This is a genomic window from Leifsonia sp. C5G2, assembly GCF_013359685.1.
Taxonomy (GTDB): Bacteria; Actinomycetota; Actinomycetes; order Actinomycetales; family Microbacteriaceae; genus Leifsonia.
Map to the genome: position 1 here is coordinate 235858 of NZ_JABFMV010000004.1, position 26033 is coordinate 261890.

Sequence of the window (26033 nt, forward strand, 5' to 3'; positions counted from 1 at the left end):
GGCCCGGATGTGACATCCCCGGTGCTGTCACAGATCGCGGGGCTGTCTTGTCAGAGCTGGTGTGCGCGTGGATCGTCCGCGCGCGGAACGGAGGATCGCATGAAGATCGTCGTCATCGGCGGGACGGGCCTGATCGGCCGGAAGGCCGTCGAGCTGCTGCGGCAGGAGGGCCACGAGGTGCTGGCCGCCTCGCCGTCGACCGGGGTGGACGCCGTCACCGGCGAGGGCCTCGCCGACGCGCTGCGCGGGGCGGACGTGGTCGTCGACGTGCCGAACGCGCCGTCCTTCGCGGACGACGCGGTGCGCGAGTTCTTCGAGCGCTCGGCCACCAACCTGGCCGCCGCGGAGAAGGCGGCCGGTGTGCGGCACCACGTCGTCCTGTCGATCGTCGGAGCCGACCGGATGCCCGACATCGGGTACATGCGAGCCAAGGTGCTGCAGGAGGGCATCGTCCGGGAGTCCGGCGTGCCGTTCACGATCGTCCGCGCCACGCAGTTCTTCGAGTTCATCGGCGCCCTGGCCGACGGCGGGACGCAGGACGGCGCGGCCGTGCTCTCCGACGTGCTCATGCAGCCGATCGCGGCCGCCGACGTCTCGACCGCCCTCGCGGAGGTCGCGGTCGCCGAGCCGCTGAACGACGTCATCGAGGTGGCCGGTCCGGAGCCGCTGCGCCTCGACGACCTCGCCCGGCGCCTGTTCGCCGCCCGCGGGGACAGCCGGGAGGTGCGCACGGACCCGTCGGCCGGCTACTACGGCGGAACGGTCGACGACCGCTCCCTCACCCCCGGCAACGACCCGCGGGTCACGCACCAGCAGTACGGGAGCACGACGTACTCCCGCTGGTTGGAGCAGGACCGGTAGCATTCGGCCGATGCCGGGACGCGCTCCAGAGCACGAGGACCTCGACACCGCCGCGACCGAGTTCGCGGCGGTGCGTCCCCGCCTGTTCGGGATCGCGTACCGGATGCTCGGCACGGTGGCCGACGCCGAAGACATCGTCCAGGACACCTGGGAACGCTGGCAGCGCACCGACCGCTCGGTGGTGCGCGAGCCTGCGGCGTTCCTTGCGACGACGGCGACGCGGCTCGCCATCAACCACGCGACGTCGGCGCGGGCGCGCCGCGAGAGCTACGTCGGTCCGTGGCTGCCGGAGCCGGTCGACACGAGCGCCGACCCGGCACTCGGTGCGGAGCGCGGGGAGGCGCTCGAGTTCGCCGTGCTCGTGCTGCTGGAGAAGCTGACGCCGACGGAACGCGCCGCCTACGTGCTGCGGGAGGCGTTCGACTACCCGTACGCGCAGATCGCGGAGGTGGTGCAGGGGTCGGAGGCGTCCGCCCGCCAGCTGGTCAGCCGGGCCCGCAAGCACCTCGCGGAGGAGCGCGACGTGCACGAGGTCGGCCACACCGAGCAGCGCAGGATGCTCGACGCCTTCCTCGAGGCCGCGCAGTCCGGCGACATCGCCGAGCTGGAGAAGCTGTTCGCGGCCGACATCGTCAGCTACTCCGACGGCGGCGGCCTCGCCCGCGCGTCCCGCATCCCGGTGTTCACCCGGGAGACCGTGGCGAAATACGTGCACGCGTTCCACACCCGGTTCTGGGACGGGACGGTGCACGTCGTCGAGGCGAACGGCGCGCCGGCCGCCGTGCTCGTCCGGGACGGCGCCGTCGTGGCCTTCATCGCGCTCGACGTGACCGACGGCGGCATCCGCCGGCTGCAGTGGGTGCTCAACCCGGAGAAGCTGGAGCGCCTGCCCGTCCCCGCCTGAATCCCGCCCGCCTGTCACATTTCGAGCCGCTGTCTTGTCTTGGCTGGTGAGAGCACCTTTCGGTGAGACAGGAGGCAGCACGATGCGCCGGATCCTCGTGGTGGGCGGCGGCTATGCCGGGTTCTACACGGCCTGGAACCTGGAGAAGAAGCTCAGGAGGGACGAGGCCGAGATCGTCGTCGTCGACCCCCGCCCGTACATGACCTACCAGCCGTTCCTGCCGGAGGTCGCGGCCGGCTCCATCGAGGCGAGGCACGCCGCCGTCGCGCTGCGCAGCCACCTGAAGCGGGCGCGTCTCATCCACGCGTCCGTCACCCGTATCGACCACGCCTCGAAGACCGTGACCGTCGCCCCGGAGGACGGCGAGCCGTTCGACCTCGGCTACGACATCGTCGTGGTGACCGCGGGCGCGGTGACGCGCACGTTCCCGATCCCCGGGGTGAAGGAGCACGCGATCGGCATGAAGCACGTGGAGGAGGCGGTGGCGATCCGCGACCGCCTGCTCGACGCGTTCGACCGGGCCTCCGTGCTGCCTCCGGGACCGGAGCGCACACGTCTGCTGACCGTCGCGTTCGTCGGCGGCGGCTTCTCGGGCGTCGAGGGCTTCGGCGAGACGCTGTCGCTCGCGACCGCGCTGCTCCGCCAGTATCCCGAGCTGCGCTTCCCCGACCTGTCGTTCCACCTGATCGAGGCGCGCGACCGCATCCTGCCCGAGGTCACCGACGGACCGGGACGCTGGGTGGTGCGGTCGCTGGAGCAGCGCGGGGCGCACATCCACCTCGACACCCAGCTGGTGTCGGCGGAGGGCGGCCACCTGGTGCTGTCGACCGGTGAGGAGTTCGACGCGCACACGATCGTCTGGACGGCCGGCAACGGCGCCAACCCGGTCGTCGCACGCAACACCGACCTGCCCGTGACGGCCCGCGGCTCGGTGATGGTGCGGGCGGACCTGCGGGTGGGGACGCCGGAGGAGGTCGTCCCGGACGCGTGGGCGGCCGGCGACGACGCAGCGGTGCCCGATCTCGCATCGCCGATCGCGGGGGCGGTCACCGTGCCGAACGCGCAGCACGCCGTCCGCCAGGGGCGCCTGCTGGCGAGGAACATCGTGGCGACGCTGCGGGGGCGCGAACCGAAGGAGTACGTGCACCACAGCCTCGGCGTGGTGGCGACCCTCGGGCTCGGAAAGGGCATCTTCCAGTGGAAGGGCATCGTCATCACGGGGTTCCTCGCGTGGGTGATGCACCGCGGGTACCACGTGCTCGCCATCCCGACGTGGGAGCGGAAGGTGCGGGTGCTGCTGGTGTGGGCGACCGCCGTGCTCTTCGGACGCGACATCGTGTCTCTGCTGTCGGTGCAGCATCCGCGGCGCGCGTTCGACGGCGGCGAGGCGCCGCGAGCGGTGCCCGAGGCCGCGCGTGCGGAGGAGCGCGAGCTGGCCGGGAGCGCGCGATGAGCATCGACCGGAGGCCGCGGCCCTCGTTCACCGCACGCGCGTCGCGCCTGCTCGCGAACACCTCGGCCGGCCGGCGCACGGCGGCCCTGAGCGCCGAGCTGCGGACGCGACGCGTGCCGCTGCACTGGACGAACCTGTTCGGCGTCGTCGCGCTCGCCTCCGTCGTCGTGCTGTTCGTCACCGGGTTCCTGCTGATGTTCTGGTACACGCCGTCGGGGACGCGGGTCGTCTACGACGGCCCGTACCTGCCGCTCGCCGGAGCGGAGATGTCGAAGGCGCTGCGGTCGACGCTCGCGATCTCGTTCGAGGTGCCGGGCGGCCTGCTCATCCGGCAGGCGCACCACTGGGCGGGGCTGCTGCTGCCCGCCGCACTGCTCCTGCAGCTGGCGGTCACCTTCTTCACCGGCGCGTTCCGCCGCCCGCGCCGGCTGTCGTGGCTGCTGCTGTTCGGGCTCGGCCTGACGGCGCTGCTCGGCGGCTGGAGCGGGTACGCCCTCCCCGACGACATGCTGTCGGGCACGGGGCTGCGGATCGTGGAGGGCATCGTCCTCGGCATCCCCGTGGTCGGGACCTGGCTTTCGGCGCTGCTGTTCGGCGGCGAGTTCCCGGGCCGGATCATCGAGAACCTGTACCCGATCCACGTCGCGATCGTGCCGGTGCTGCTCGTGCTGCTCCTCGCCGCACGCTGGCGGAGCGCCTACGTGAACCGGCCGGCGCAGTTCGCCGCTCCCGGGCGGACGGAGGAGCGCATCGTCGGCGTGCCCGTGCTGCCGAACCTGGCCGCGCGCGCCGGCGGACTGTTCGCCATCGTGACAGCCGCCATCCTGCTCGTCGGCGCGACGGTGACGATCAGCCCGGTGTGGCTGTACGGCCCGTCGTCGCCCGGCGACGCCTCCGCCGGCAGCCAGCCGGACTGGTACACCGGCTTCCTCGACGGCGCGCTCCGGCTCATCCCGCCGGGGTGGGAGGTGGAGTGGCTGGGGCGCACCTGGACGCTCGCCGTCCTCGTCCCCCTCGCCGTGATCGGCCTGTTCCTGGTCGCGGTCGCCGCCTACCCGTTCGTGGAGGAGTGGATCACGGGCGACCACCGCGACCACCACCTGCTCGACCGGCCGAGGAACGAGCCGACCCGGACCGGAATCGGCGTCGCCGGGCTCCTCTTCTACGGTGTGCTCTGGGGTGCGGCGAGCGCCGACCTCGTCGCCACGCACTTCCACGTGGCCGTCGAGTCGGTGGTCGCCGCCTACCAGGTGCTCGCCGTCGCCGGGCCACCGCTCGCGTTCTGGGTGACCCGCCGGGTGTGCCTCGCGCTGCAGAAGCGCGACCGCGACATCCTGCTGCACGGCTACGAGACGGGCCGGATCGTGCGGCTGCCCGGCGGCGAGTACGTCGAGCTGCACGCCCGGGTGGATGCGGACGAGCAGGCCAGGCTCGCCGGTCCGGTCGCCGCGCATCCCGCCGACGCCCGGCCCGACCAGGACGGCCGGCTGCGGCTCTCGGAACGGCTGAGGGCGGTGCTGTCGAGGGCGTACTTCGAAGACCGGCTGGAGCCGGTGCCGCCCGACGCGCGGCAGACGGAACACGACGGCCAGGTCGGCGGAGGGCGGACGGATGAGGCGATCGCGCAGGAGCGGGCGGGCGCGGCGTGAGGCGGATACGGCTCCGCTCGCGGCACTGGTGGCCGCGTTCCGCGATGCGTACCTCTCGGGCGACCCGGTCCGCGTGGGTCTCCTGCTCGCGCCCGGCGTGCGGGTGGTCGTCGACTCCGGGGGCGTCTCCGGCCGGGCTCACGGCCCGGCCGACGGCGTCACGGCGGCGCTGACGCTCCTCGCGGTCACTCTCGGCGGGCCGGACGGACTGCGCCTCGACCCGTGCTCGGTCAACGGCCGCCCCGGCCTGCGCGCCTCCCGCGAGGGCCGGCCGGTGGCGGTGATCGCCCTCGACGGCGGCACCTGCGTCGACCGCGCCTGGCTCGTCACCAACCCCGACAAGCTCCGCCACTGGTGACCCGAGGCCGGCGACTCGTCACGAATCGCGCCGATTCGTGACGAACGGCGGCGATTCGTCACCAATCATGCCTCCGCTTCCCCGCTGTTCGTCACGAACGGCGTCGATTCGTCACGAACGGCCGCGATTCGTGACGAGTCGCGGCCGGGCGTAGCGTGGCGGCATGGTGAGGGTGCTGGTGACGGGAGCCGGGAGCGGGCTCGGGCTGGGGGCGGCGCGGGAGCTCGCCGCGGACGGGCACACGGTGATGGGGCACGTGCGGACCCTCGACCGCGCCGGCGAGCTGTGGGCGGCGCTGGGCGACGACGCGGACGTCCTCGCCGCCGAGCTCTCCCATCCCGAACAGGTGCGCGACCTCGCCGAGCACGTCGGGGCCCTCGGCGGCGTGGATGCGGTCATCCACAACGCGGGCGTGCTCGACGGGCGCGAGGTGCTCCCGGTGAACGTCGTCGCCCCCTACGTGCTCACCGCGCTGGTCCCGGCCGCCCGGCACGTCTACCTCAGCAGCGGCATGCACCGCGGTGGCCGCGCCCGGGTCGACGGCTTCGACTGGTCCGGAGGCCGGGCCACCGCGTCCTACTCCGACAGCAAGCTGTTCGTGACGGCCCTCGCCCTCGCCGTCCCGCGCCTCCGGCCGGGCGTCTTCGGCAACGCGGTCGACCCCGGCTGGGTGCCGACCCGGATGGGCGGACGCAACGCCCCCGACGACCTCGAGCTCGGCCATCGCACCCAGGTGTGGCTCGCCGAGGGGAAGGATCCCGCGACCGACACGTCGGCGTACTGGCACCACCAGCGGCAGCAGCGACCGCATCCCGCTGCGACCGACACGGCGTTCCAGGACGCGCTCGTGGCGGCGCTGCGCGAGCACACCGGGCTGAGCCTCTGAGCTAGGCGAGCGCGTCGCGCCGCCGCGCGAGAGCCGCCGCCTCGGCTGCATTGCCGGCGAGGGCGATGGCGCGGCCGTAGGCCTCCCGCGCGGCCGTCGTCCGGCCGAGCCGGCGCAGCAGGTCGGCCCGCGTCGCGTGGAACGCGTGATAGCCGTCGAGGTCGGCCGCCAGCGCATCCACCTCGGCCATAGCGACTTCCGGGCCCTCGAGCTCGGCGACCGCGATCGCCCGGTTCAGCCGCACGACGGGCGACGGGTCGATCCGGGCCAGCCGGTCGTACAGGGCCACGATCTGCGACCAGTCCGTGTCCGCCATCGTCGGCGCCGAGGTGTGCACCGCGCCGATCGCGGCGAGCAGCTGGTAGCGGCCGGGACGTGCGCCGGCCCTCGCGGCGGCCAGGCGCTCGCGCACCAGGGCGTGACCCGCGGCGATCAGGTCCGCATCCCAGGCGCGGCGGTCCTGGTCGGCGAGCGCGACCAGCTCGCCGACGGAGGAGACGCGGCCGGGCCTGCGGGCCTCGGTGAGCAGCATCAGGGCGAGCAGGCCGGTCGTCTCACCGTCGTCGGGCAGCAGCTCGTGCACCAGACGCGTCAGCCGGATGGCCTCCGCCGTCAGCTCGCCCCGCACCGGGCCCGTGTCCGGCCCGCTCGCCAGATAGCCCTCGTTGAACACGAGGTACAGCACGGCGAGCACCCCGGACAGGCGCGCGGGCAGGTCGTCGGCGGAGGGCACCCGGTACGGGATGCGCGCTGCCGCGATCTTCCCCTTCGCGCGGGTGATCCGCTGACCCATGGCGGCCTCCTGCACGAAGAAGGCGCGCGCGATCTCCGCGACGGTCAGGCCGGCGACCAGACGCAGCGTCAGCGCCACCCGTGCGGGCATCGCGAGCGCCGGGTGGCAGCAGGTGAACACCAGCCGCAGCCGGTCGTCCTCCACCGCGCCGACCGGCTCCGGAGGCTCGTCGTCGAGCACGAGCATCGCCTCCCTGTGTTTGTCGTCCCGCCTGCTCTCGCGGCGGAGGCGGTCGATCGCCTTGCGGTTCGCCGTGGTCGTCAGCCACGCGCCCGGGTTGGGCGGGACGCCGTCCATGCGCCACCGCTCCACCGCCACGGCGAACGCCTCGGCCGCCGACTCCTCCGCGATGTCCAGGTCGCCGAAGCGACGGGCGAGGGAGGCCACAACCCTGGCCCACTCCTCGTGGTGGGCCCGGGTGATCGCCTGCTCGACCGCCTCCCGCGTCACAGGAACGGACGCACCTCCACCTTGCGGTTGCAGGCGCGGGAGCCCTCGGTCGCCAGGGCGAGGGCGACATCCAGGTCAGGTGCTTCGATGATCCAGAAACCGGCGAGGAACTCCTTCGACTCGACGAACGGGCCGTCGGTGACGAGCGGCTCGTCGCCGCGGTTGTCGATCACGGTGGCGGTGTCGGGCATGCCGAGGCCACCCGCGAACACCCAGTACCCCTCGGCCTGGAGGCGGTCGTTGAAGACGTCGATCGCGGCCTGCTCCTCGGGGACGGCGAGGCCGGGCCGGTCGTGGATGACGGACAGCAGATACTGCATCGGTCGATCATCCCGCATCATCGTGCCGCCGGGTACTGCGGACGGCCGTTCGGGCGGAACACCTGGATGGTGACGCCCTTGCTGTCGATCTGCGAGTCGAGCAGCTCCAGCGCGATGTCCGGGCCGTCCTGCGGGAACAGCCGCGTCCCCTGGCCGAGGATGACCGGCACGACCAGCAGCTCGAGCTCGTCGACGAGCCCGTTCGCCAGCAGCCAGCGGACCAGGGCTCCGCTTCCGTGCACCTGCACCTCGCCGCCCGGCTGCGCCTTCAGGTCGGCGACGGCCGCCGCGAGGTCGCCGGAGAGGACGGTCGTCCCCTCCCACTGCGGCGAGGTGAGGGTGGTCGAGGCGACGTACTTCGGCCGGGTGTTGAGGGGACGCCAGACGGACTCCCACCCGCGGACCTGGTCCGCATCCCACGAACCCCAGGAGCCGGCGAACACGTCGTACGTGTGCCGGCCGAAGAGGAAGGCGTCGGCGCGTTCGTAGGTCTCGTTGATGTGAGCGTGCGTGGATGCGTCGCCCAGCCCCAGCGCCCAGCCGCCGCGGTCGAACCCGCTCCTGCGGTCCTCCTCCGTGGCTCCGCCGTTTCCCTGCATGACGCCGTCCAGCGTGACCTGGGTGACCGTCCTGAGCTTCATGTCGTGTTCCTCTCGTCGTGAGCCGCCGCGTCCGGGCGTCCTCTCACCCCTGCTACGAACCCGACCCCGCCGATCCGACAACTCCGACGGAAAAAATCCGCGGCGAGTGGCGACACTTTGTCACCACTCGCCGCGGATAGGCACGATTACTCACGAATCGAGCCTGGGATGTCTCCCTACTTCTTGAAGATGTCCTTGACGTCCTCACCCAGGTTCTTGGTCTTGGCAGCGGCCTGGTCCGCCTTGCCCTCCGCGACCTTCTGGTCGTCGTCGGTCAGCTTGCCGATGGCCTCCTCGGCCTTGCCCTTGAGCTCCTGGGCGGTGTTCTTGATCTTGTCGGCAGCGCTCATGGCTGTCTCCTTTCTGTGGGGTTCTTCGTTCGGTGTTTCCGGAGTTCACGAAGGCCGGGCGGCCCTCGTGGACGTTTCGATGCGGACGGCGGGGCGCAGGCGTGCGCGGAAGCCGCCGACCAGCTGGGCGAAGACGGGGAGCCGGACGCCGAGCGCCGAGTCGAGCAGCGCGACGGCCTCCTCGACCGCGTCCGCCACGATGCGGGGCGACGCTCCGCGGCGGCACCGGACGGTCAGCCGGAGCGCGGGTTCGCGCCGCACGCGGTAGGCGCTGACATCGACGCCGGCGACGCCCGGGACGGACTGGAGGCGGTTCCGCAGGAGGGCGGACGCCACGTCGGCGGCGACCTCGGTCGAGCCGTCGTCTCCCGCCGCGGTGACCACGGTGGAGGTCGAGCCGCGGCCGGCGCGGAGCACCAGCTCGGCCAGCAGCACCACGAGCACCAGCGCGAAGGCCAGCGCGCCGAGAGCAGCCGGGCTGAGAGTCGTCGAGGGCCAGAGCGGCCGGCCGAAGGCGGCGTCGAGCGCGTGGACGATGGAGCGCGAGACCGAGGTCCACTGCTCACGGGCCTGCGGGGAGACGAGGAGGAGCACGGCCAGCCCGGAGGCCAGCAAGCACGCCACGCCCACCAGGGCGAGCAGCAGCCGGTTCACGACGCGGTTGGTGTCGTTCACGATCCCACCTTTCCGTTCGGGTCGACGAGCACGCCGAGCCGGATGGCCCTGCCGGCGCCCGCCTGGGCGAACTCATCCGTCACGGCGTCGCGCACCCCGTCGCGGTCGACCCTGCGGCCGCTGACCGGGACGATGCGGACGACCCCGCTACGGCGCCCGAGGGACACGGTGACCGCATCCGGGGAGACCTCCGCCGTGCGGGCGGCACGCCGGGCGAGCGCGGACGCGAGCATGTCGTCGTCCGCGACGATGGCGACCCGGCCGCCCGCGAGCACCCGCCGCGGCCGCCGCCCGGGGAGCACGGCCAGCAGCACCAGCCACAGGCCGGCCAGTCCCGAGAGCACGGCGGTCGCGAGGAGGAAGGCGGCCCCCGCCGAGGGGGCTGAGGCGAGGGCCGCCAGCTGGGAGCGGGGCGACAGCAGCAGCGGGCGGAGGCCCAGCAGCTGCAACACGCCCTCCACGGCGAGCCAGGTCACGACGAGCGCGACCGCAACAGCCGTCACCGCTGCGGCGACCGTGCGCGGCGAGTGCGTCTCGCGGCGCAGGATGCGCCTCTCGATCCGGTTCATCGGACCCTCCTCTCCGTGATGACCGCGCCGGTGGCGCGGAGGTCGACCCGGGCGACATCGAGCCCGGTGAGCTCGGCGAGCCGAGCCCGGATGTGCCCGCCGGCGGCCGTCAGCCGGTCGACCAGCGGGACGACGTCGGGCGACCCGAGCGGGGCGAGAGCGACCGGCGCGGTGACCCGGACGCCGAGGGCGCCGGACTCGTCCCGGACGCGGGCGGACACCTCGCGGTAGCCGACCCGCAGCTCGTCCGCGGCGACCGCCCGGGCCAGGTGCTCGAGCGCGATGCCCGCGAACCGGTCCCGACCGGCGGTCATGACGACGAGCGCCGGCCGCGCAGGGCGTCGGCCACGCGGGCCAGGTCGACCTCGCCGCCGAGCACCCGGGCGACCAGCCAGCCGACCAGGGCCGCGGCGGCCACGCCGACGAACACCCAGAAGCCGAAAGCCGCCCAGACGATGGCGAGACCGCCGCCGACGAGGACTCCGAAGCGCGCCGTCGTCACTGGACCCGCGCCTCCTGGTTCTCGTCGTCGTCGCTCGGCACGTGGACGTCGTTGATGGTGACGTTGACCTCGGTCACCTCGAGCCCGACGATCCGCTCGATCGCCTGGACGATGGAGGCGCGCACGTCGGCGGCCACCTTCTGCAGCGAGACGGGGTACTCGGCCACGATGGTGACGTCCGCCGCGACCTGCTTCTCGCCCACCTCGACGCTGATGCCCTGACCGAGGTCGGTGGCGTTGATCGCCTCGCGCAGAGCGCCGAGGGCACGGGCCGCTCCGCCGCCGAGCGCGTAGACGCCGGGGACCTCGCGAGCGGCGATGCCGGCGACCTTGGCGACGACCGCGTCGTTGATGACGGTCTTGCCGAGCGCGGTCTCCGTGGGGGCCGAGCTGGTGGTTGCGGTGGTGTTGGCCATGTCGTGTCCTTCCGATCCGTTGGGCGGCCCGGTGGTGGGTCGCACTACTGTGACGGATCGACGGATCGGTTCGTCACGCCCGGAACCTGTGAGAATGCTCAATCGGCTAGCCAGGCTAGTTACTTACCCTTCTAGCAGAATTCCGTCTACAATCAAGTGCCTGGCTGCTGGAAGGCCCGGCTGCTCGAGGGAAGGGGACGCGGTGGGACGGACCGGCCTCGAGGCGTTGCAGGACGCCGCGGACGAGACCCTCGCCGGGCGCGCCGCCGACGGCGACACCGTCGCGTTCGAGGTGCTGGTGCGCCGCCACGGACCGCTGATGCGCGCCTACGCGGCCCGCATGCTCGGCTCGACCTACGAGTCCGACGACGCGGTCCAGGAGACGTTCCTGACAGCGTGGATCAGACTGCCGGAGCTGCAGGACGGTGCCACCGTGAAGTCCTGGCTCATGCGCATCCTGAGCCGCCGGTGCATCGACCGGATCCGCGCAAGGCGCGAGCACGAGGACGTGACCGAGCTCGACGCCCCCGGCCCCGCCGCCGAGGACCCGGGCCACATCGCCGAGGTGCGCACGGCGAACCAGGCGCTCGCCAGAGAACTCGACCGCCTGCCCGAGCTGCAGAGGAGATGCTGGGTGCTCCGCGAAGTGGGACAGTACAGTTACGACGAGATCGCGCAGGAGCTCGACATCCCGGTGTCGACCGTCCGCGGCCAGCTCGCGCGCGGCCGGCGGAGACTGCTCGAGGCAATGGAGGACTGGCGATGACCGACCCGATCCTCCCCGGCGACGACCTGGTCGACGGCCACACGCTCGACGAGCTGAGCGACTACCTGGCGCGCGGCCGCACCCCGGCGGACCCGAGCATCGACGACTCCCCCGAGTGCCGCGCGGCCCTCGACGCACTGGAGCAGCTGAGCCGCACCACACGCGCAGCCCTGGAGGCGGAGGCCGCGCAGTCCCCGCTCGACGACGGCTGGGTGGGCAGGATCCTCGACGGGATCCGGCTCGACGTGCAGTCCGGACGGCGCGTCCGCCTGGCGCACAGTGACCCCGCCGCAGACCTCGCCCTGACCGAGGGCGCCGTCCGCGCCCTCGTGCGCGGCGTCGGCGACGCGGTGGACGGCGTCATCGTCGGCCGCTGCCGGCTCGACGGCGACGTGGAGACCCCCGGCTCGCCGATCGCGGTGCACCTCGACATCTCGGTCCGCTACGGCGACCCCCTCGCCGAGGTCGCCGCCCGCGTGCGCGAGCTAGTCGCGTCCGAGCTCGCCCGCCATGCGGAGCTGACCATCGCCTCCGTCGACGTGACGGTGACGGACGTGCGCGACCACAGCGCGCAGGACGGAGGACGGGCATGAGCACGAGCGACGCCGAGACCGCGACGACCCTCGCGGGTGTCGTGACCGCCGTGCCGGGCGTGGCGAGGCTGTACCCGTCGGGCGGCGTCCTCGGCCAGGTCTCCGCGGCCCTGACCTCCGCCATCACCGGCGCGAACGCGGGAAGCGACATCGCCGTGGACGACGGCCGCATCGCCATCCGCATCGGCGTCGGGCCGGAACGGGCAGCCGCCGCGGTCTGCCGCGACGTCTACACGGCGGCCCGGGCTTGGGCCGTCGCGAGCGGGATGCCGGACGCGGTCATCGAGGTGACCGCCGCCTCCGTCGAGCCCGCGTAGGGCGGATTGCCAGCCTCCATCGCACCCTTCTCGGTAAGCTCGTCAGCAGCAAGGGGAGTACTCCCGCCCGCAGTGAGCCCGTCATTACGGATGCGCCATCGCATCCCGGGCCACTGGTCCCGCAGCCGAGTCCATCGGCCGGGGCGGAGGAGACCTTGGGCAGACGTTCCGCCTACCCCCCTTGGAGTCCCGGTGCAGGTCACCCCGCTCATCTGGATCATCACGATCGCCGTGACGATCGCCTTCTTCGTCTACGAGTTCTTCGCCCACGTCCGCAAGCCGCACGAGCCGACGATCGGCGAGTCGGCGCGCTGGTCCGCGTTCTACATCGGCCTCGCCCTGCTCTTCGGCGTCGGGATCGGGATGGTGTCGGGCTGGGACTTCGGCGGCCAGTACTTCGCCGGCTACCTGACCGAGAAGGTGCTCTCGGTCGACAACCTGTTCGTCTTCCTGCTGCTGATGTCGGCCTTCGCCGTGCCGAAGGCGTACCAGCAGAAGGTCCTGATGATCGGCATCATCATCGCGCTGGTGCTGCGTGGCGCGTTCATCGCCGTCGGCGCGACGCTGATCGAGAACTTCTCCTGGGTGTTCTACCTCTTCGGCGCGCTGCTGCTGTTCCTGGCCTGGCGGCAGGCGTTCGCGTCGCACGACTCGGACCCCGCCGACAACCGGTTCATGCGATTCCTGCGCCGCCACCTCGCCGTCGCCGACGAGTACCACGGCGATCGCCTGACGGTCCGCAAGGACGGCCGCCGCTTCGTCACCCCGATGCTGCTGACGATCGTCGCGATCAGCCTGATCGACGTCGTCTTCGCGGTGGACTCCATCCCGGCGATCTACGGCCTGACCAGCGAGGCGTACATCGTCTTCACTGCCAACGCCTTCGCGCTGATGGGCCTTCGCCAGCTGTTCTTCCTCATCGGCGGCCTGCTGCAGCGCCTGGTCTACCTGACGCAGGGACTCGCCGTGATCCTCGCGTTCATCGGCGTGAAGCTCGTCTTCCACGCGCTGCACGTCAACGAGCTGCCGTTCATCAACGGCGGCCGCCCGGTCGAGTGGATCCCCGAGATCCCGACCTGGTTCTCGCTGACGTTCATCGGCGCGGTCATCGTCGTCGCGGCGGTCGCCAGCCTGGCGAAGACCCGCGGCGGGCGGCAGGGCGTCGCCTCCGAGGGCGAGGCGGACGCCGAGCTCACGAAGGACGCACCTCCGGCGCACTGAGAGCGATCGACTACTCCGACGGTAGTACGCACGCTGCCTCCGCCCGGCCGACGCGCGATGCATCGGCCGGGCGCCAGCATGGCCCCATCCACAAGGAATGAGGACATGTCATGTCGACAATCACCGTCAGCCGCCCCCGCTCGATCACTACGAGCATCCTTCTCGTCGCCGTTCTCGGCAGTATCGCGAACGCGGCGGTCGCCTTGGGCGCCGTCTCTGTCGGCGCGCCTGCGAACGGCATGCCGCTCCAGCCCGTCGCATATGTCACTCTCACGGTCATCGCTTCGGTCGCCGGAGCTTTCGGATGGCGCACGATCGAGGTCAGAGCCCAGCGACCCGAGCGCGTCTTCCGGTGGCTCGTGCCCGCAACGCTGCTTCTCTCTCTTGTGCCCGACGTGATCCTGGGGACCTCGGGCGCATGGGAGTGGTCGGTCGTGCTGGCGGCGATCGCGATGCACGTCGCGACGATCGCCATCGCGGTGGCGGTGTACGTCTGGCAGATGCCCGTGCGGCGCGACCAGCTGTAGTCCACTCTCCGCCTCCCGCGAACCGGAACGACGCGCGCGCGAGCTCACGAAGGACGCACCTCCGGCGCACTGAGCGGCGGCCGCCCCTCACCGTCCCGCCAGGCGCGGAGGGTGTGCCGGAAGCCCACCAGCTCGTGCCCCACGACCTCCACGACGGCGCCGAGGGCGACCAGCCCGATGACGACGCTCAGTGCGGTCAGCTCGCCCGGCTCCTCCAGGTCGATCGGCTCGCCGGGATGGGTGAGCGCGCCGACCACGACGGCCGCGGCGAGCGGCGCCAGGGTCACGAGCAGCAGCGGCAGGTGCGTGAGGTCGAACGAGCGCAGCAGCACGCTCCAGGTCAGGAAGATCAGGACGATCGTGATCGCCAACGGCACCGCGAGCGCCAGTGCGACGCCCAGCAGCGACACGCCCCCGCCCTGCACGGCGATCGTGGTCAGGTGCAGACCCGCGCCGATCGCCGCGATCGACCCGAACAGGGCAAGGTGGGCGTCGGCGGGAGGGAAGATTCGGGGCTCAGAGGGAGCCGACACGCTCGCTCAGCAGCTGCAGCATCGCTTCGGCGGCGCGGCCCGGCCGCTCCCGTGCGATGGCACTGAGGCGCCACTCGATGGTCGGCTGCAGGGGCAGCACCACGGCGCCGTCGGCCGGGATGATCGTCAGCTCCGGCAGTGCGGCGACACCGAGGCCGGACGCGACGAACCGGGGGATCTCGCCCAGGTCGGCGAGCTCGGTCGGCACCCGCCGGGTCAGCCCGAGGGCGGCGAAGGCGCGGTCGAGCGCGACCCGGTTGCCGAAGCCGGCGCGCGCATCCACCCAGGGCTCGGCGGCGAGGTCGCCGAGCGTCACCGACGACCGCCGGGCGAGTGGATGCGCCTCCGGCAGCACCGCGAGGAACGGCGAGTCGGTCAGGTGCTGCACGACCAGGTCGGGCACCGCGTCCGGGAGGCCGTGGAAGGCGATGTCGAGTCGCCCCTGCCGCACGTCCTCGATCAAGCCGGTCGACCCGCTCGGCGACGGGCCGAGCCGCAGGTCGACCTCGGGGTGCCTGCGGTGGAACTCCCCCATGATGCCCGGCAGGTCGACGCGCGTGAGGTTGGTGAAGATGCCGACTCGCACGGTTCCGCGGAGCGGCCCCTCCCGGTCGGCGAGGTCGCGCATCCGCTCGACCGACCGCAGGGATGCCCGCGCCTCGGCCAGCACGGCCTCGCCGACGTCGGTGAGGCGGACGGCGTGCGCGTCGCGCTCGAACAGTGCCGCGCCGAGCTCGCGCTCCAGGCTGCGGATGCCGGCCGAGACGGTCGACTGGGCGGCGAACACGCGTTCCGCGGCGCGCGTGAAGCCCCGCTCGTCGGCGACGGCGACGAAGTACTCGAGCTGCCGGGTATCCATACGGCAATCGTATCTGTCGATGCTCAGCATCGGCTATTTCCGTTGGACTCGATTGCGCATCGAGCGCATCATCGGAGCATGACCAGCACGCTCGACTCCCTCCGCACTTCCCGGCCGACCGGCCGTCGCCCGTTCCGACTCCGTCACGGCATCGGCTTCTGGGTGATCGCGGCGGCGTTCCTCGCGGTGATGGCGTTCTCCACCATCCCGACCCCGCTCTACGCGCTCTACCAGGCGCGCGACGGCTTCCCGACCTGGGTCGTCACCGTCATCTTCGCCGCGTACGCCGTCGGGGTGATCGCGAGCCTGTTCCTGATCGGCCACCTCAGCGACTGGGCCGGGCGGCGCAGGATGGTGCTCATCGCGGTGCTGCTCGAGATCGTGTCCGCGGCCCTGTTCCTGGTCTGGAACGACGTCTCCGGCCTGATCGTCGCCCGCACGATCTCGGGGGTCGGCGTCGGCGCGCTGACGGCCAGCGCCACGGCGCATCTCAGCGAGCTGCGAGCGGTCGCACGGCCGCAGGAGGGTCCGCGCCTGGCCGGGACGGTGTCCACCGTCGTCAACACGGGCGGCCTGGCGCTCGGCCCGCTGATCGGCGGCGCGTTCGCGCAGTTCCTGCCGGCGCCGCTGCTGTTGCCGTACGCGGTCTTCCTCGTGGTGCTCGCCGTGGCGGCGGTCGCGGTCGCGCTGGTGCCCGAGACGGTGGAGCGCGCGGAGGAGCGGCCCGCCTACCGGCCGCAGCGCATCTCGCTTCCGGCGTCGGCACGCGGCGCCTTCTCGGCCGCGGCCGTCGCCGCGTTCGCCGGCTTCGCGGTCTTCGGCCTCTTCACCTCGCTTGCGCCGAGCGTGCTGGCCGGGACGCTGCACCAGACCTCGCACCTGCTCGCGGGCTTCGTGCCCTTCGCGGTGTTCGCGGCCTCCGCGCTCTCGCAGATCGTGTTCGGACGGCTCTCGACACGGTCGCAGCTGGTGCTGGCCCTCGTGCTGATGCTGGTCGGCCTCGCCGGGCTCGCCACCGGGGTGCTGATCGCCTCCCTCGCCGTGTTCCTCGTCAGCGGGGTGCTGGCGGGGGCGGGAGTCGGCCTCCAGTTCCGGTCGGCCATCGCGGTCGCCGCGTCGCTGGCGGCGCCGGAGCGGCGGGGCGAGGTGCTCGCGGCGATCTTCCTCGTCGCCTACATCGGGCTGGCGCTGCCCGTACTGCTGGTCGGCGTCGCGCTCATCCTGTGGCCGCTGGTCCCCGTGCTCGTGGTGTTCGTCGCCGCCGTCGCGGTGCTCTCCGTCCCCGCCGGCCTCCGCATGCTCCGCCGCGCCTGACCTTCCCCCTCCCCCTCTTCCCCGCTGAGGTGCTCGTCGTTGCACCCGACACGCCGTCGGGAGTTGCAACGACGAGCACCTCGCGGGGTCAGGACGGGAGCGAGCGTAGGGTGGTCATGGCCTCGGTCTCGATGGTGGCGATGTCCTTCAGTCGCCGGCCGGCCTCGGCGAGGGGCTCTGAGGCGCCGGTCCTCCCGGCCGTGTCGATCAGGCCGGCCACGAGGGTCCAGAGCCGAGCGGACTCGGCGTAGCCGTCCCGGCCCTCGGCGATGCGCCTGGTGACGTCCTCCGGCAGTCCGAGCCCGACGCACTCGGCCAGGAAGTCGCGGTAGATGTTCCGGAACAGCGCGCCACCGGTGCCCGCGCGCTCCATCAGCATGGCGATGGTGGGCAGGTCGCTCGCGGGATCAGCGACGCGCCCGAACCAGCCGGGGACGCGCTTCGCCGCGGTCAGGATGCCGCGGTTGCCGATGTTCGCGATCGGAGGGGTCAGGAACGCCTCGGCGCAGTCCGCGATCGCCGCCGCCGCCAGCTCGGGCACGCGGTCGCGCACATCCTGAGCCGGTTCGGGAAGCGCGACGGTGAACGAGCGGTTCCTCGCCGCCATCGGGCCGCGCGCCGAGCGGGCGGTCGCCAGGCTCGCAAGGCCGGTGGAGACGGCGCCGCCCTGCTGGGCGGTGTCCACCAGGTAGGCGCGCTCGTCGTCGTAGCCGTACATCGCGACGACGTGACCGGCGAAGTGGACGCGCGAGCCGAAGTACTCCAGGTCGTGGCTGTCGAGCTGCAGTCCGACCGGGACGCCGTCGTCGATGGCCGAACGGACCTCCTCCCACGCCTTCCGCTCGGAGGAGGTCTCGGAGACGTGCAGCTCCAGCCCCAACCGTGCAGCGAGGTTCGTGGTCAGCTCGAACGGCTTGACGCGTCCACCGAGGAAGGGCAACGCCTGCTGCTTCGAGTCCCAGTAGAGGAAGGACAGCCCGCCGCCGAGCCCGAACAGCATCGGCTCGGAAAACTCCAGCCCGCGGTGCGCGAGCAGCACCCCGAGCGCCGTCGTCTCACAATGCAGCCCACCCCCGGTCGGCACCCCCTCGACCACCATCCTCACACCCGCCACCCTTCACCGCTGAGGTGCTCGTCGTTGCTCCCGACACGCCGTACCGGCGCGCAACGGCGAGCACCTCAGCGGAGGGTGGGGGGGTGGGGGGTTACAGGCCGCGGGCGAGGCGGTAGTAGGCGGCGTTCGACTCGATGTCGCGACGGAAACCGCGCAGCGTGGTCTCGTCGTCGATCACGAGGAGCTCTGTGCGCAGCATGCGGGCGAAGTCCTCGAACACCTCGACGCCGACCGCGGTGCTCATCACCGTGTGGTGCGCAGCGCCCGCCTCCAGCCACGCCGTCGCCGACGTGGTGAAGTCGGGGGCCGGCTTCCACACCGCGCGGCCCACCGGGAGCTTGGGTAGCGGAGCGGTCGGCTCGACGACCTCGACCACGTTGGCGACCAGGCGGAACCGGTCGCGCACGTCCGACAGGGCCACGACGACGGCAGGGCCGGGGTCGGCCGAGAACACCAGCCGCACGGGGTCGTCCTTGCCGCCGATGCCGAGCGGGTGCACCTCCAGCGTCGGACGCGCGGAGGACAGCGACGGGCTCACCTCGAGCATGTGCGCGCCCAGGATGCGCTCGTCGCCGGGCGTCAGGTCGTACGTGTAGTCCTCCATGAGGGACGCGCCGCCCGGCAGCCCCGCTCCCATCACGTTCGCCGCGCGCACCAGGATCGCGGTCTTCCAGTCGCCCTCCGCGCCGAAGCCGTAGCCCTCGGCCATCAGCCGCTGGACGGCGAGGCCGGGCAGCTGCCTGAGCGCACCCAGGTCTTCGAAGCTGGTCGTGAACGCGCCGAAGCCGCCCTCCTCCAGGAACGACCGGAGCCCCAGCTCGATGGCGGCGCCGTCGCGCAGCGACCCGTGGCGGTCGCCGCCGCGGCGCAGCTCGGGCGCGACGTCGTACAGGTCCTCGTACTCGGCGACCAGCGCATCCACGTCGGACGACGACGCGGCCGCCACGGCATCCGCCAGCTCGTTGACGCCCCAGGTGTTCACCTGCACGCCGAAGACGTGCTCCGCCTCCGTCTTGTCGCCCTCGGTGACCGCGACGAAGCGCATGTTGTCGCCGAACCGCGCCAGCTTGAGGGAGCGGGTGGCCGCGTGACCGGCCGCGGCCCGCATCCAGGTGCCGACGCGCGAGGAGACCGCCGGGTTCGACACGTGCCCTGCCGCCGTGGTGCGCGGGATGCCGAGCCGGGTGAGGATGTACCCGAACTCGCGGTCGCCGTGCGCGGCCTGGTTGAGGTTCATGAAGTCGAAGTCGATGTCGGCCCAGGGCAGCTCGACGTTGGCCTGGGTGTGCAGGTGCAGCAGCGGCTTCTGCAGGGCGTCGAGTCCGGCGATCCACATCTTGGCGGGGCTGAAGGTGTGCATCCACGCGATCAGGCCGATCACCGCGTCGTCGGCGTTGGCCTCGAGCACCGTGCGGCGGATGGCGTCGGAATCGGTGAGGACCGGCTTCCAGACGATCCGGACCGGCACGTCCGGCGCCGCACCGAGCTCGTCGGCGATCGCGCGCGACTGCTCGGCGACCTGCGCGAGGGTCTCGGGGCCGTACAGGTGCTGGCTCCCGGTGAGGAACCAGACCTCGTACTCGTCGAGGGAGGTGGTGAGCTTCGGCATCAGCGGAGGGTTCCTTCCGGGTTCTGTCCGTACACGTTCTGGTAGCGGTCGAAGAGGCTGTCGATGGCGTCCTGCGGGATGGGGACGACCTCGCCGCCCTGGCGGGCGATGTGCATGGTGCGGGCGACGTCCTCGGCCATGACGGCGGCCTTCACGGCGTCGCGCGCGTCACGGCCGATGGTGAAGACGCCGTGGTTCTGCATGAGCACGGCACGGCTGCGGTGGCCGGTCAGCGTCTGCACGATGCCGCGGCCGATCGAGTCGTCGCCGATGATGGCGAACGGCCCGACCGGGATGTCGCCGCCGAACTCGTCGGCCATCGCGGTGATGGCGCACGGGATGGGCTCCGCGCGTGCGGCCCACGCCGTCGCGTAGGTGGAGTGGGTGTGGACGACGCCGCCGACCTCCGGCATGGTGCGGTACACGTACGCGTGCGCGGCGGTGTCGGACGACGGCGACCGCTCCGAGCCCAGCGACCCGCGGACGACCTCGCCGTCGAGCGTGCACAGGATCATGTTCTCCGGTGCGAGGTCGTCGTAGTCGACGCCGCTCGGCTTGATGACGAACAGGTCCTCGCCCGGGACGCGGCCGGAGACGTTGCCGCCGGTCCAGACGACGAGGCCGTAGCGGACCAGCTCGGCGTGCAGGGCGGCGACGCGCTCGCGCACGGCGCGGACGGCGGCGGATTCGGCGGTCACGGGGTGGCTCCTTCGGTGGCAGGGGTGGATGCGTCGGGCAGCGCGGTCACGGCCGCGCGCTCGACCGCGAGGCCGTCGCGGTAGCGGTCGAGGTAGGCGGCGAACCCGGCGACGTCGGCCGGGTCGGGCTCCGCCGTGTCGAAGACGACCGACCGGAACACCCGGTCGCCCAGGTACGCGTCGAGTCCGGAGGCGTCGCCGCCGGAGCGGGCCCGGCTGAACGCGGCGAGCACCGCGATGCCCCAGGCCCCTCCCTCGGAGGCGGTCGCCGCCACCGAGACGGGGGCGTCCAACGCGCCGGCGAGCAGGCGCTGCGCCACTCCGGCGGTGCGGAACACGCCGCCGTGGGCGAGCAGCCGGTCGACCGCGACGCCCTCGTCAGCGAGCACGCGCATCCCGAGCGCCAGGGTCGCGAAGACGCCGTTCACCTGCGCGCGCATGACGTTGGCGAGGGTGAAGCGGCTGCCCGGGCTGCGGACGGTCAGCGGGCGGCCCTCGGAGAGACCGGCGATCGGCTCGCCCGAGAGGTGGTTGTAGGCGAGGATGCCGCCGGCGTCGGCGTCGCCCTCCAGCGCCTCGCGGAGCAGCGTCTCGAACACCGCGTCCGGTTCGGCCGGGCGTCCGGAGGCCTCCGCGAAGCGGGAGAACAGGCCGGCGAACGCGGCCAGCTCGCTGGCGCCGTTGTTGCAGTGCACCATCGCCACCGGGTCGCCGGCGGGCGTCGTGACCACGTCGAGCTCCTCGTGCACCGCGCCGAGCGGGCGCTCCAGCACGACCATGGCGAAGATGCTGGTACCCGCGCTGACGTTGCCCGTGCGCGGCGCGACCGAGGCGGTCGCGACCATCCCGGTGCCGGCGTCGCCCTCGGGCGGGCAGGCGAGCGCACCCGCCTGCAGCGCCCCGGTCGGGTCGAGCAGCGCGGCGCCCTCGGCGGTGAGCTCGCCCGCCGGGTCGCCGGCGACGAGCACCTCGGGCAGCAGGTCGAGCAGGGGCGGGATGCGGCCGGCGGCGAGTCCGTCGTACCGGGCGACCAGCTCGGCGTCGTAACCGGCGGTGCTCGGGTCGATCGGGAACATCCCGGAGGCGTCGCCGACCCCGAGCACGCGGCGGCCGGTCAGCCGCCAGTGCACGTACCCGGCGAGCGTGGTGACGAAGCGGATGTCGGGCACGTGCGGCTCGGCGCTCAGCACTGCCTGGTGCAGGTGCGCGATCGACCACCGGAGCGGGATGTTGACCCCGAGCAGGTCGGTGAGCTCGCGCGCCGCCTCGCCGGTGTCGGTGTTGCGCCAGGTGCGGAACGGGACGAGCAGGCCGTCGTCGGCGCCGAACGCGAGGTAGCCGTGCATCATCGCCGAGACGCCGAAGGATCCGATGGCGGAAGGGGTCACGCCGTGCTGCCGCTGCGCGTCGGCGACGAGGTCGGCGTAGGCGGCGGCGAGGCCGGTCCAGACGTCGTCGATGGCGTAGGTCCAGCGGCGGTCGACGTAGGCGTTCTCCCACTCGTGGGAGCCGACGGCGAGCACGCGGGACGGGTCGTCGGCATCCACCAGGCATGCCTTGATGCGGGTCGACCCGAGCTCGATGCCGAGCGCGGTGCGTCCGGCGGCGATCGCGTCGCGCGCGCCGGGGTCGGGTGCGGCGGTGGGCGTCACGGTGGCATCCACTCCTTCGTGTGACCGGTCACATTGCGTGTTGCGAGCATACGTCAGGGGCGGCAGGTCGCGCCAGTCGACTCCCCCGGCGAGCCCGGGCGTGCGCCGTCAGGACGACTCGCGCACCACGAGCACGGGCGCCACAGGCTCCTCGAACGCCAGGTCGCCGCCCTCGATCAGCGCCACCAGCCGGGCGACGCAGCGGCGGCCCAGCTCGGCGAACTCCTGCCGCACGGTCGTCAAGGGCGGCGCGAAGAAGGCGGCCTCCGGGATGTCGTCGAAGCCGACCACGGCGAGGTCGCCCGGCACGTCCCGGCCGGCGAGCCGGGCCGCGTGCAGCACGCCGAGCGCGAGCTGGTCGTTGGACGCGAACACGGCCGAGATCGACGCATCCGCCACCAGCTCGGCCCCGATCTCGGCGCCGGATGCGGCCGTCCAATCCCCCTCCCGCGACACGACGGCGTCGGCGCCCGCGGCCTCCATCTCCGCCAGGAAGCCCTCGCGCCGCGCCCGCGCCTCCGACCAGTCGCCTGGACCGGCGAGGTGCGCGATGCGGCGGTGGCCGCGCTCGAGCAGGTGGCGGGTGGCCAGGCGCGCGCCGAGCAGCTGGTCGACGAAGACGCCCTCGTCGGCGGCGTCCCCTGCGCCGTGCAGCGTGACCGACGGGACGGTCAGGGCGAGGTGCGCCATCGCATCCTGGACCCGCTGCTGCGGCGCGATCACGACGACCCCCTCGACGGCCTGCGCGCGCAGGTGGTCGAGCGCGGCGCCGAGGTCGGACGGCTCGAGGGACGCGGCGTGCGCCACGGTCACGGCGTAGCCGACCTCGCGGGCGGCGTCCTCGACGGCGTCGATGCTCGACGCGGGACCGAACAGCGAGGAGGCGGACGACGCCAGCACGCCGATCGTGCGCGAGCGGGCGGTGGTCAGCATCCGGGCGGCCCGGTTCGGGCGGAAGTCGAGCTCCTCCATCGCCGCGAGGACGCGGGCCCGGGTCTCCGGGCGGATGCTCGCGTGGTCGTTGAGCACCCGCGACACCGTCTGCCGGGACACGCCGGCCGCCGCCGCGACCTCCCGCACGCCCGGCGCGCGTTCCTCACCCTGCACATCCACACCCTAGGGCACGCGGCGCGGGCCGCCGCCCGTGCGTGATTCGTCACGAATGGCTGCCGTTCGTGACGAATCGCGCTCATTCGTCACGAGTCGCGGCCGCCTGCACGGCGCGAATCGGGCGCGTAGGGTCGAAGGATGGACAGACCCGTTGCCCTCGTGACCGGCGCCTCGCGCGGGATAGGCCGTGCGATCGCCGCCGACCTCGGCCGGACGCACCACATCCTGGTCGGGGGACGCGATGCCGCCGCCGTCGGCGCGGTCGTCGCCGAGCTGCCGTCGGCCGAGCCCTACGTGGCCGACCTCGTCGCCGACCTGAGCGGCGAGACCCTCCCGCCGCTGCCCGACCGCCTCGACGTGCTCGTGCACTCGGCCGGGGTGGAGGACGGCGGCACCATCGCCGAGACCGACGCGGCGACCTGGGAGCACGTCTTCGCGGCCAACGTCTTCGCGGTCGCGGCGCTCACCCGGCGCGCGCTGCCCGCGCTGCGCGCTGCAGGCGGACTGGTGGTCGCGATCAACAGCGGCTCCGGGCTCGCGAGCGGACCGGGAGGCGGGGTCTACGCCGGCTCGAAATTCGCCCTCCGCGCCCTCACCGACGCCCTGCGCGAGGAGGAGCGGCCGAACGGCGTGCGCGTCACCAGCATCCACCCCGGCCGCGTGGACACCGACATGCAGCGAGCGCTCGTCGCCCGGGAGGGCCACGACTACGACGCCCGCTACACGATCACCCCCGAGATGGTCGCCGCAACGGTCCGCACCGCCGTCGACCTCCCGCCGACCGGCACCATCGAGTCGCTCAGCGTCCGCCCGTTCCACCGCCGCTGACCCGCTCATCCCACGCCAACAGCTCCTGAGTTATTCGCGCGAGAACGCGCGTTTCGGTCTAAGAACTCAGGAGCTGATGGCTGGGGGCGGGGCTACTTGGGGTCGTCGGGGCCGCCGCCGGAGACGGTGTCCTCACCGGGCTCGGGGGCGCTGCCGTCGGAGCCGGAGCCGTCGGGCAGCTCGTCGGCGTCGGGGCGGTCCTTCTCGTCGCTCATGCGTCTTCCTTCCGTTCTGTCCTGACCGCGCGGACGGTACGCCGTCGCGCCGCGCCCGTCCAGGGCGGGCCACCCGGCACGTCTTCGTCACCGCGCTGCCTTACACTGCGACCGGCGAGGAGGAGCTCTCCCCGCTGCAGCCCTGAGACCGGCGACGCCGAAGGAGGCCCACCCGTGACCACGGCATCACCGACCCCGGACGGCGCGCTCGCCCGGCGCCTCGGCCTCGGCGACGCGATCGCGATCGGCCTCGGCTCGATGATCGGCGCCGGCGTCTTCTCCGCGTTCTCGCCGGCCGCCGCGGCGGCCGGCGCCGGCCTGCTGGTCGGGCTGCTGATCGCCGGCTTCATCGCGTTCTGCAACGCGACCTCGTCGGCGCAGCTCGCCGCGCAGTACCCGACCTCGGGCGGGACGTACGTGTACGGCCGCGAGCGGCTGGGCGAGTGGCCGGGGTTCTTCGCCGGCTGGTCGTTCGTGATCGGCAAGACCGCGAGTTCCGCGGCCATGGCGCTGACCTTCGCGACCTACGCCGTGCCGGGCCCGTGGGTGAAGCCGGTGGCGGTGCTGGCCGTCGCCGCGCTCACCGTGGTCAACACGCTCGGCGTCACGCGCACCGCGCTGCTGACGCGCATCCTGGTCGCCGTCTCGCTGGTGGCGCTGACCGTCGCCGTCGTCGTCGGCTTCACGCACACCGCGGCCAGCGCCGGTCAGCCCGGGCCGGCCGTGAGCGCGTACGGCGTGCTGCAGTCGGCCGGATTCCTGTTCTTCGCGTTCGCCGGCTACGCGCGCGTTGCGACGATGGGCGAGGAGGTGGTGGATCCGGCCCGCACCATCCCGCGAGCCATCACGACTGCGCTCTCGATCACGCTCGTCGTGTACGCCCTCGTCGCCCTGTCGGCGCTGCACGCGATCGGCGCTGCCGGGCTCGCCGAGGTCGCCGCGCCCCTGAGCGCGGTGGCGGACACCTCCGGTGCCGCCTGGCCGGGCGTCGTCATCCGGGTCGGCGCGGCGGCGGCGGCCCTCGGTGCGCTGCTCGCCATGATCGCGGGGATCGGCCGCACCAGCCTCGCGATGGCGCGCAACCGCGACATCCCGGCGTGGTTCTCCGCCGTGCACCCGCGCTTCCGGGTGCCGTACCGGGCTGAGCTGGTGCTCGGACTGGTGGTCTGCGTGCTCGTCGCCGTCACCGACCTCCGCGCCGCGATCGGCTTCTCGTCGTTCGGCGTGCTGCTCTACTACCTGATCGCGAACCTCTCCGCCTGGACGCAGGACCGCGCGCACCGGCGTTACCCGCGCGTTCTCGCGGTGGCCGGCGCGATCGGCTGCGTCGTGCTGGTGGCGACGCTGCCGCCCGGCGCGATCGTCGCCGGGGTCGTGGTGGTCGCCGTCGGGATCGGCTACCGTTTCGTGCGACTCCGGTTCGCCGCCCGCGCGGCCCGCCGGGAGCACCGCGGACGAGGACAGGGAGGGGAAGGATGAGCGCGCAGCACCTGGAGGGGATCGACCCGGCCGTCCCGCCGTCGGGCCCCGGATGCGTCGAATGCGACGGGACCGGCAGCTGGTGGGTGCACCTGCGGCGCTGCGCGGAGTGCGGCCACGTCGGCTGCTGCGACGACTCCCTGAACACCCACGCGACGAAGCACGCCGCGGCGACCGGGCATCCGCTCATCCAGAGCTTCGAGCCGGGCGAGGACTGGTACTGGGACTACCGCACGCAGTCCTTCGCCACCGGCCCCGAGCTCGCCGCGCCGCACAGCCACCCGGTCGACCAGACCGTCCCCGGGCCGGCCGACCGCGTGCCGCGCGACTGGCAGCGCCTGCTGCAGGAGCGCGCCTAGCGCCTCCCGACC

32 protein-coding genes are annotated in these 26033 nt (G+C 72.9%); 15 read left to right on the forward strand and 17 right to left on the reverse strand.

Features of this window, described 5'->3' with window-relative positions; all coding sequences use genetic code 11:
- The first annotated feature begins 99 nt into the window (after positions 1 to 99).
- From HNO83_RS07700 to HNO83_RS07725, 6 genes are all read left to right on the forward strand, one after another.
- The gene (locus HNO83_RS07700; protein ID WP_175336935.1) at positions 100 to 861 is read left to right on the forward strand and encodes an SDR family oxidoreductase; all 762 of its coding nucleotides are present in this window, start codon (positions 100 to 102) and stop codon (positions 859 to 861) included.
- Between the two features lie 10 nt (positions 862 to 871).
- Positions 872 to 1765 (forward strand): RNA polymerase sigma-70 factor, encoded by an 894-nt coding sequence (locus tag HNO83_RS07705; RefSeq protein WP_175336936.1) that lies wholly within the window; start codon positions 872 to 874, stop codon positions 1763 to 1765.
- 82 nt (positions 1766 to 1847) lie between these two features.
- A complete protein-coding gene (locus HNO83_RS07710; RefSeq protein WP_175336937.1) occupies positions 1848 to 3218 on the forward strand; it encodes an NAD(P)/FAD-dependent oxidoreductase in 1371 nt (456 codons plus the stop codon).
- On the forward strand, positions 3215 to 4867 hold the full coding sequence (gene qcrB, locus HNO83_RS07715) for a cytochrome bc1 complex cytochrome b subunit (protein WP_175336938.1): 1653 nt from the start codon (positions 3215 to 3217) through the stop codon (positions 4865 to 4867). Before HNO83_RS07710 ends, qcrB begins: the two co-directional genes overlap by 4 nt.
- 28 nt (positions 4868 to 4895) lie before the next feature.
- Positions 4896 to 5225 (forward strand): sigma-70 family RNA polymerase sigma factor family protein, encoded by a 330-nt coding sequence (locus HNO83_RS07720; protein ID WP_175336939.1) that lies wholly within the window; start codon positions 4896 to 4898, stop codon positions 5223 to 5225.
- A gap of 163 nt (positions 5226 to 5388) precedes the next feature.
- Complete coding sequence (locus HNO83_RS07725) at positions 5389 to 6111, forward strand: SDR family NAD(P)-dependent oxidoreductase (RefSeq protein WP_175336940.1); 723 nt, start codon at positions 5389 to 5391, stop codon at positions 6109 to 6111.
- 1 nt (position 6112) lies between these two features.
- Here HNO83_RS07725 and HNO83_RS07730 read toward each other — a convergent pair whose 3' ends face one another.
- From HNO83_RS07730 to HNO83_RS07770, 9 genes are all read right to left on the reverse strand, one after another.
- A complete protein-coding gene (locus tag HNO83_RS07730; RefSeq protein ID WP_175336941.1) occupies positions 6113 to 7354 on the reverse strand; it encodes an RNA polymerase sigma factor in 1242 nt (413 codons plus the stop codon).
- Complete coding sequence (locus HNO83_RS07735; RefSeq protein WP_175336942.1) at positions 7351 to 7674, reverse strand: YciI family protein; 324 nt, start codon at positions 7672 to 7674, stop codon at positions 7351 to 7353. Before HNO83_RS07735 ends, HNO83_RS07730 begins: the two co-directional genes overlap by 4 nt.
- Before the next feature lie 17 nt (positions 7675 to 7691).
- Entirely contained in the window at positions 7692 to 8315 is a 624-nt protein-coding gene (locus HNO83_RS07740; RefSeq protein WP_175336943.1) for a dihydrofolate reductase family protein, read from the reverse strand.
- A gap of 176 nt (positions 8316 to 8491) precedes the next feature.
- Positions 8492 to 8665, reverse strand: a complete 174-nt coding sequence (locus HNO83_RS07745; protein ID WP_175336944.1) for a CsbD family protein — start codon at positions 8663 to 8665, stop codon at positions 8492 to 8494.
- A gap of 45 nt (positions 8666 to 8710) precedes the next feature.
- Positions 8711 to 9340, reverse strand: a complete 630-nt coding sequence (locus HNO83_RS07750; protein ID WP_175336945.1) for a hypothetical protein — start codon at positions 9338 to 9340, stop codon at positions 8711 to 8713.
- Positions 9337 to 9909: a DUF6286 domain-containing protein gene (locus HNO83_RS07755; protein WP_175336946.1), complete on the reverse strand. Its 573-nt coding sequence runs from the start codon at positions 9907 to 9909 to the stop codon at positions 9337 to 9339. Before HNO83_RS07755 ends, HNO83_RS07750 begins: the two co-directional genes overlap by 4 nt.
- Positions 9906 to 10223: a hypothetical protein gene (locus HNO83_RS07760; RefSeq protein WP_175336947.1), complete on the reverse strand. Its 318-nt coding sequence runs from the start codon at positions 10221 to 10223 to the stop codon at positions 9906 to 9908. Before HNO83_RS07760 ends, HNO83_RS07755 begins: the two co-directional genes overlap by 4 nt.
- A complete protein-coding gene (locus HNO83_RS07765) occupies positions 10220 to 10411 on the reverse strand; it encodes a hypothetical protein (RefSeq protein ID WP_175336948.1) in 192 nt (63 codons plus the stop codon). Before HNO83_RS07765 ends, HNO83_RS07760 begins: the two co-directional genes overlap by 4 nt.
- On the reverse strand, positions 10408 to 10827 hold the full coding sequence (locus HNO83_RS07770) for an Asp23/Gls24 family envelope stress response protein (protein WP_175336949.1): 420 nt from the start codon (positions 10825 to 10827) through the stop codon (positions 10408 to 10410). Before HNO83_RS07770 ends, HNO83_RS07765 begins: the two co-directional genes overlap by 4 nt.
- 202 nt (positions 10828 to 11029) lie before the next feature.
- Here HNO83_RS07770 and HNO83_RS07775 point away from each other — a divergent pair, with 202 nt between their 5' ends.
- The 5 genes from HNO83_RS07775 to HNO83_RS07795 all read left to right on the forward strand — a co-directional run bounded on the left by HNO83_RS07775 (position 11030) and on the right by HNO83_RS07795 (position 14251).
- Positions 11030 to 11593 (forward strand): RNA polymerase sigma factor, encoded by a 564-nt coding sequence (locus tag HNO83_RS07775; protein ID WP_349627104.1) that lies wholly within the window; start codon positions 11030 to 11032, stop codon positions 11591 to 11593.
- On the forward strand, positions 11590 to 12186 hold the full coding sequence (locus tag HNO83_RS07780; protein WP_175336951.1) for an Asp23/Gls24 family envelope stress response protein: 597 nt from the start codon (positions 11590 to 11592) through the stop codon (positions 12184 to 12186). The genes HNO83_RS07775 and HNO83_RS07780 overlap by 4 nt, the downstream gene beginning before the upstream one ends.
- Complete coding sequence (locus tag HNO83_RS07785) at positions 12183 to 12503, forward strand: hypothetical protein (protein ID WP_175336952.1); 321 nt, start codon at positions 12183 to 12185, stop codon at positions 12501 to 12503. The genes HNO83_RS07780 and HNO83_RS07785 overlap by 4 nt, the downstream gene beginning before the upstream one ends.
- A gap of 192 nt (positions 12504 to 12695) precedes the next feature.
- Positions 12696 to 13724 (forward strand): TerC family protein, encoded by a 1029-nt coding sequence (locus HNO83_RS07790; protein ID WP_175336953.1) that lies wholly within the window; start codon positions 12696 to 12698, stop codon positions 13722 to 13724.
- A 110-nt stretch (positions 13725 to 13834) separates the two neighbouring features.
- Positions 13835 to 14251, forward strand: a complete 417-nt coding sequence (locus tag HNO83_RS07795) for a DUF6069 family protein (RefSeq protein WP_175336954.1) — start codon at positions 13835 to 13837, stop codon at positions 14249 to 14251.
- Positions 14252 to 14295: 44 nt separating this feature from the next.
- Here HNO83_RS07795 and HNO83_RS07800 read toward each other — a convergent pair whose 3' ends face one another.
- Entirely contained in the window at positions 14296 to 14784 is a 489-nt protein-coding gene (locus HNO83_RS07800) for a low temperature requirement protein A (RefSeq protein ID WP_249776565.1), read from the reverse strand.
- Positions 14768 to 15643, reverse strand: a complete 876-nt coding sequence (locus HNO83_RS07805; RefSeq protein WP_175336955.1) for a LysR family transcriptional regulator — start codon at positions 15641 to 15643, stop codon at positions 14768 to 14770. The genes HNO83_RS07800 and HNO83_RS07805 overlap by 17 nt, the downstream gene beginning before the upstream one ends.
- A 78-nt stretch (positions 15644 to 15721) precedes the next feature.
- On the opposite strand from HNO83_RS07805, the gene HNO83_RS07810 reads away from it, so the two are divergent.
- Entirely contained in the window at positions 15722 to 16957 is a 1236-nt protein-coding gene (locus tag HNO83_RS07810) for an MFS transporter (RefSeq protein ID WP_249776566.1), read from the forward strand.
- An 88-nt stretch (positions 16958 to 17045) separates the two neighbouring features.
- Here the strand turns inward: HNO83_RS07810 and HNO83_RS07815 are convergent, their stop codons facing one another.
- The 5 genes from HNO83_RS07815 to HNO83_RS07835 all read right to left on the reverse strand — a co-directional run bounded on the left by HNO83_RS07815 (position 17046) and on the right by HNO83_RS07835 (position 23137).
- Positions 17046 to 18056: a BtrH N-terminal domain-containing protein gene (locus HNO83_RS07815; RefSeq protein WP_175337026.1), complete on the reverse strand. Its 1011-nt coding sequence runs from the start codon at positions 18054 to 18056 to the stop codon at positions 17046 to 17048.
- A gap of 106 nt (positions 18057 to 18162) precedes the next feature.
- A complete protein-coding gene (gene araA, locus HNO83_RS07820) occupies positions 18163 to 19680 on the reverse strand; it encodes an L-arabinose isomerase (protein WP_175336956.1) in 1518 nt (505 codons plus the stop codon).
- Positions 19680 to 20378 carry an L-ribulose-5-phosphate 4-epimerase gene (locus HNO83_RS07825; protein ID WP_175336957.1) on the reverse strand — a complete coding sequence of 233 codons (699 nt, stop codon included), beginning with the start codon at positions 20376 to 20378 and terminating at the stop codon, positions 19680 to 19682. The genes araA and HNO83_RS07825 overlap by 1 nt, the downstream gene beginning before the upstream one ends.
- Positions 20375 to 22030, reverse strand: coding sequence for a xylulokinase (locus tag HNO83_RS07830; RefSeq protein WP_175336958.1), 1656 nt, complete (start codon positions 22028 to 22030; stop codon positions 20375 to 20377). Before HNO83_RS07830 ends, HNO83_RS07825 begins: the two co-directional genes overlap by 4 nt.
- A gap of 108 nt (positions 22031 to 22138) precedes the next feature.
- Complete coding sequence (locus HNO83_RS07835) at positions 22139 to 23137, reverse strand: LacI family DNA-binding transcriptional regulator (protein WP_175336959.1); 999 nt, start codon at positions 23135 to 23137, stop codon at positions 22139 to 22141.
- Between the two features lie 141 nt (positions 23138 to 23278).
- On the opposite strand from HNO83_RS07835, the gene HNO83_RS07840 reads away from it, so the two are divergent.
- Entirely contained in the window at positions 23279 to 23968 is a 690-nt protein-coding gene (locus HNO83_RS07840; protein ID WP_175336960.1) for an SDR family oxidoreductase, read from the forward strand.
- A 92-nt stretch (positions 23969 to 24060) separates the two neighbouring features.
- Here HNO83_RS07840 and HNO83_RS20570 read toward each other — a convergent pair whose 3' ends face one another.
- The gene (locus HNO83_RS20570) at positions 24061 to 24183 is read right to left on the reverse strand and encodes a hypothetical protein (protein ID WP_283810069.1); all 123 of its coding nucleotides are present in this window, start codon (positions 24181 to 24183) and stop codon (positions 24061 to 24063) included.
- Positions 24184 to 24357: 174 nt separating this feature from the next.
- On the opposite strand from HNO83_RS20570, the gene HNO83_RS07845 reads away from it, so the two are divergent.
- Together HNO83_RS07845 and HNO83_RS07850 are read left to right on the forward strand one after the other, a co-directional pair.
- On the forward strand, positions 24358 to 25662 hold the full coding sequence (locus HNO83_RS07845; protein ID WP_175336961.1) for an APC family permease: 1305 nt from the start codon (positions 24358 to 24360) through the stop codon (positions 25660 to 25662).
- On the forward strand, positions 25659 to 26021 hold the full coding sequence (locus HNO83_RS07850; RefSeq protein ID WP_175336962.1) for a UBP-type zinc finger domain-containing protein: 363 nt from the start codon (positions 25659 to 25661) through the stop codon (positions 26019 to 26021). Before HNO83_RS07845 ends, HNO83_RS07850 begins: the two co-directional genes overlap by 4 nt.
- Positions 26022 to 26033 lie beyond the last annotated feature (12 nt).

Bases quoted from the DNA above. Each gene is read 5' to 3' on its own strand.
- HNO83_RS07725 (WP_175336940.1), top strand. From the start codon at position 5,389: ATGGTGAGGGTGCTGGTGACGGGAGCCGGGAGCGGGCTCGGGCTGGGG.
- HNO83_RS07705 (WP_175336936.1), top strand. From the start codon at position 872: ATGCCGGGACGCGCTCCAGAGCACGAGGACCTCGACACCGCCGCGACC.
- HNO83_RS07810 (WP_249776566.1), top strand. From the start codon at position 15,722: ATGACCAGCACGCTCGACTCCCTCCGCACTTCCCGGCCGACCGGCCGT.
- HNO83_RS07700 (WP_175336935.1), top strand. From the start codon at position 100: ATGAAGATCGTCGTCATCGGCGGGACGGGCCTGATCGGCCGGAAGGCC.
- HNO83_RS07805 (WP_175336955.1), bottom strand. From the start codon at position 15,643: ATGGATACCCGGCAGCTCGAGTACTTCGTCGCCGTCGCCGACGAGCGG.
- HNO83_RS07735 (WP_175336942.1), bottom strand. From the start codon at position 7,674: ATGCAGTATCTGCTGTCCGTCATCCACGACCGGCCCGGCCTCGCCGTC.
- HNO83_RS07745 (WP_175336944.1), bottom strand. From the start codon at position 8,665: ATGAGCGCTGCCGACAAGATCAAGAACACCGCCCAGGAGCTCAAGGGC.
- HNO83_RS07760 (WP_175336947.1), bottom strand. From the start codon at position 10,223: ATGACCGCCGGTCGGGACCGGTTCGCGGGCATCGCGCTCGAGCACCTG.
- HNO83_RS20570 (WP_283810069.1), bottom strand. From the start codon at position 24,183: ATGAGCGACGAGAAGGACCGCCCCGACGCCGACGAGCTGCCCGACGGC.
- HNO83_RS07755 (WP_175336946.1), bottom strand. From the start codon at position 9,909: ATGAACCGGATCGAGAGGCGCATCCTGCGCCGCGAGACGCACTCGCCG.
- araA (WP_175336956.1), bottom strand. From the start codon at position 19,680: ATGCCGAAGCTCACCACCTCCCTCGACGAGTACGAGGTCTGGTTCCTC.
- qcrB (WP_175336938.1), top strand. From the start codon at position 3,215: ATGAGCATCGACCGGAGGCCGCGGCCCTCGTTCACCGCACGCGCGTCG.
- HNO83_RS07780 (WP_175336951.1), top strand. From the start codon at position 11,590: ATGACCGACCCGATCCTCCCCGGCGACGACCTGGTCGACGGCCACACG.
- HNO83_RS07740 (WP_175336943.1), bottom strand. From the start codon at position 8,315: ATGAAGCTCAGGACGGTCACCCAGGTCACGCTGGACGGCGTCATGCAG.
- HNO83_RS07815 (WP_175337026.1), bottom strand. From the start codon at position 18,056: ATGGTGGTCGAGGGGGTGCCGACCGGGGGTGGGCTGCATTGTGAGACG.
- HNO83_RS07795 (WP_175336954.1), top strand. From the start codon at position 13,835: ATGTCGACAATCACCGTCAGCCGCCCCCGCTCGATCACTACGAGCATC.
- HNO83_RS07770 (WP_175336949.1), bottom strand. From the start codon at position 10,827: ATGGCCAACACCACCGCAACCACCAGCTCGGCCCCCACGGAGACCGCG.
- HNO83_RS07850 (WP_175336962.1), top strand. From the start codon at position 25,659: ATGAGCGCGCAGCACCTGGAGGGGATCGACCCGGCCGTCCCGCCGTCG.
- HNO83_RS07840 (WP_175336960.1), top strand. From the start codon at position 23,279: ATGGACAGACCCGTTGCCCTCGTGACCGGCGCCTCGCGCGGGATAGGC.
- HNO83_RS07710 (WP_175336937.1), top strand. From the start codon at position 1,848: ATGCGCCGGATCCTCGTGGTGGGCGGCGGCTATGCCGGGTTCTACACG.
- HNO83_RS07785 (WP_175336952.1), top strand. From the start codon at position 12,183: ATGAGCACGAGCGACGCCGAGACCGCGACGACCCTCGCGGGTGTCGTG.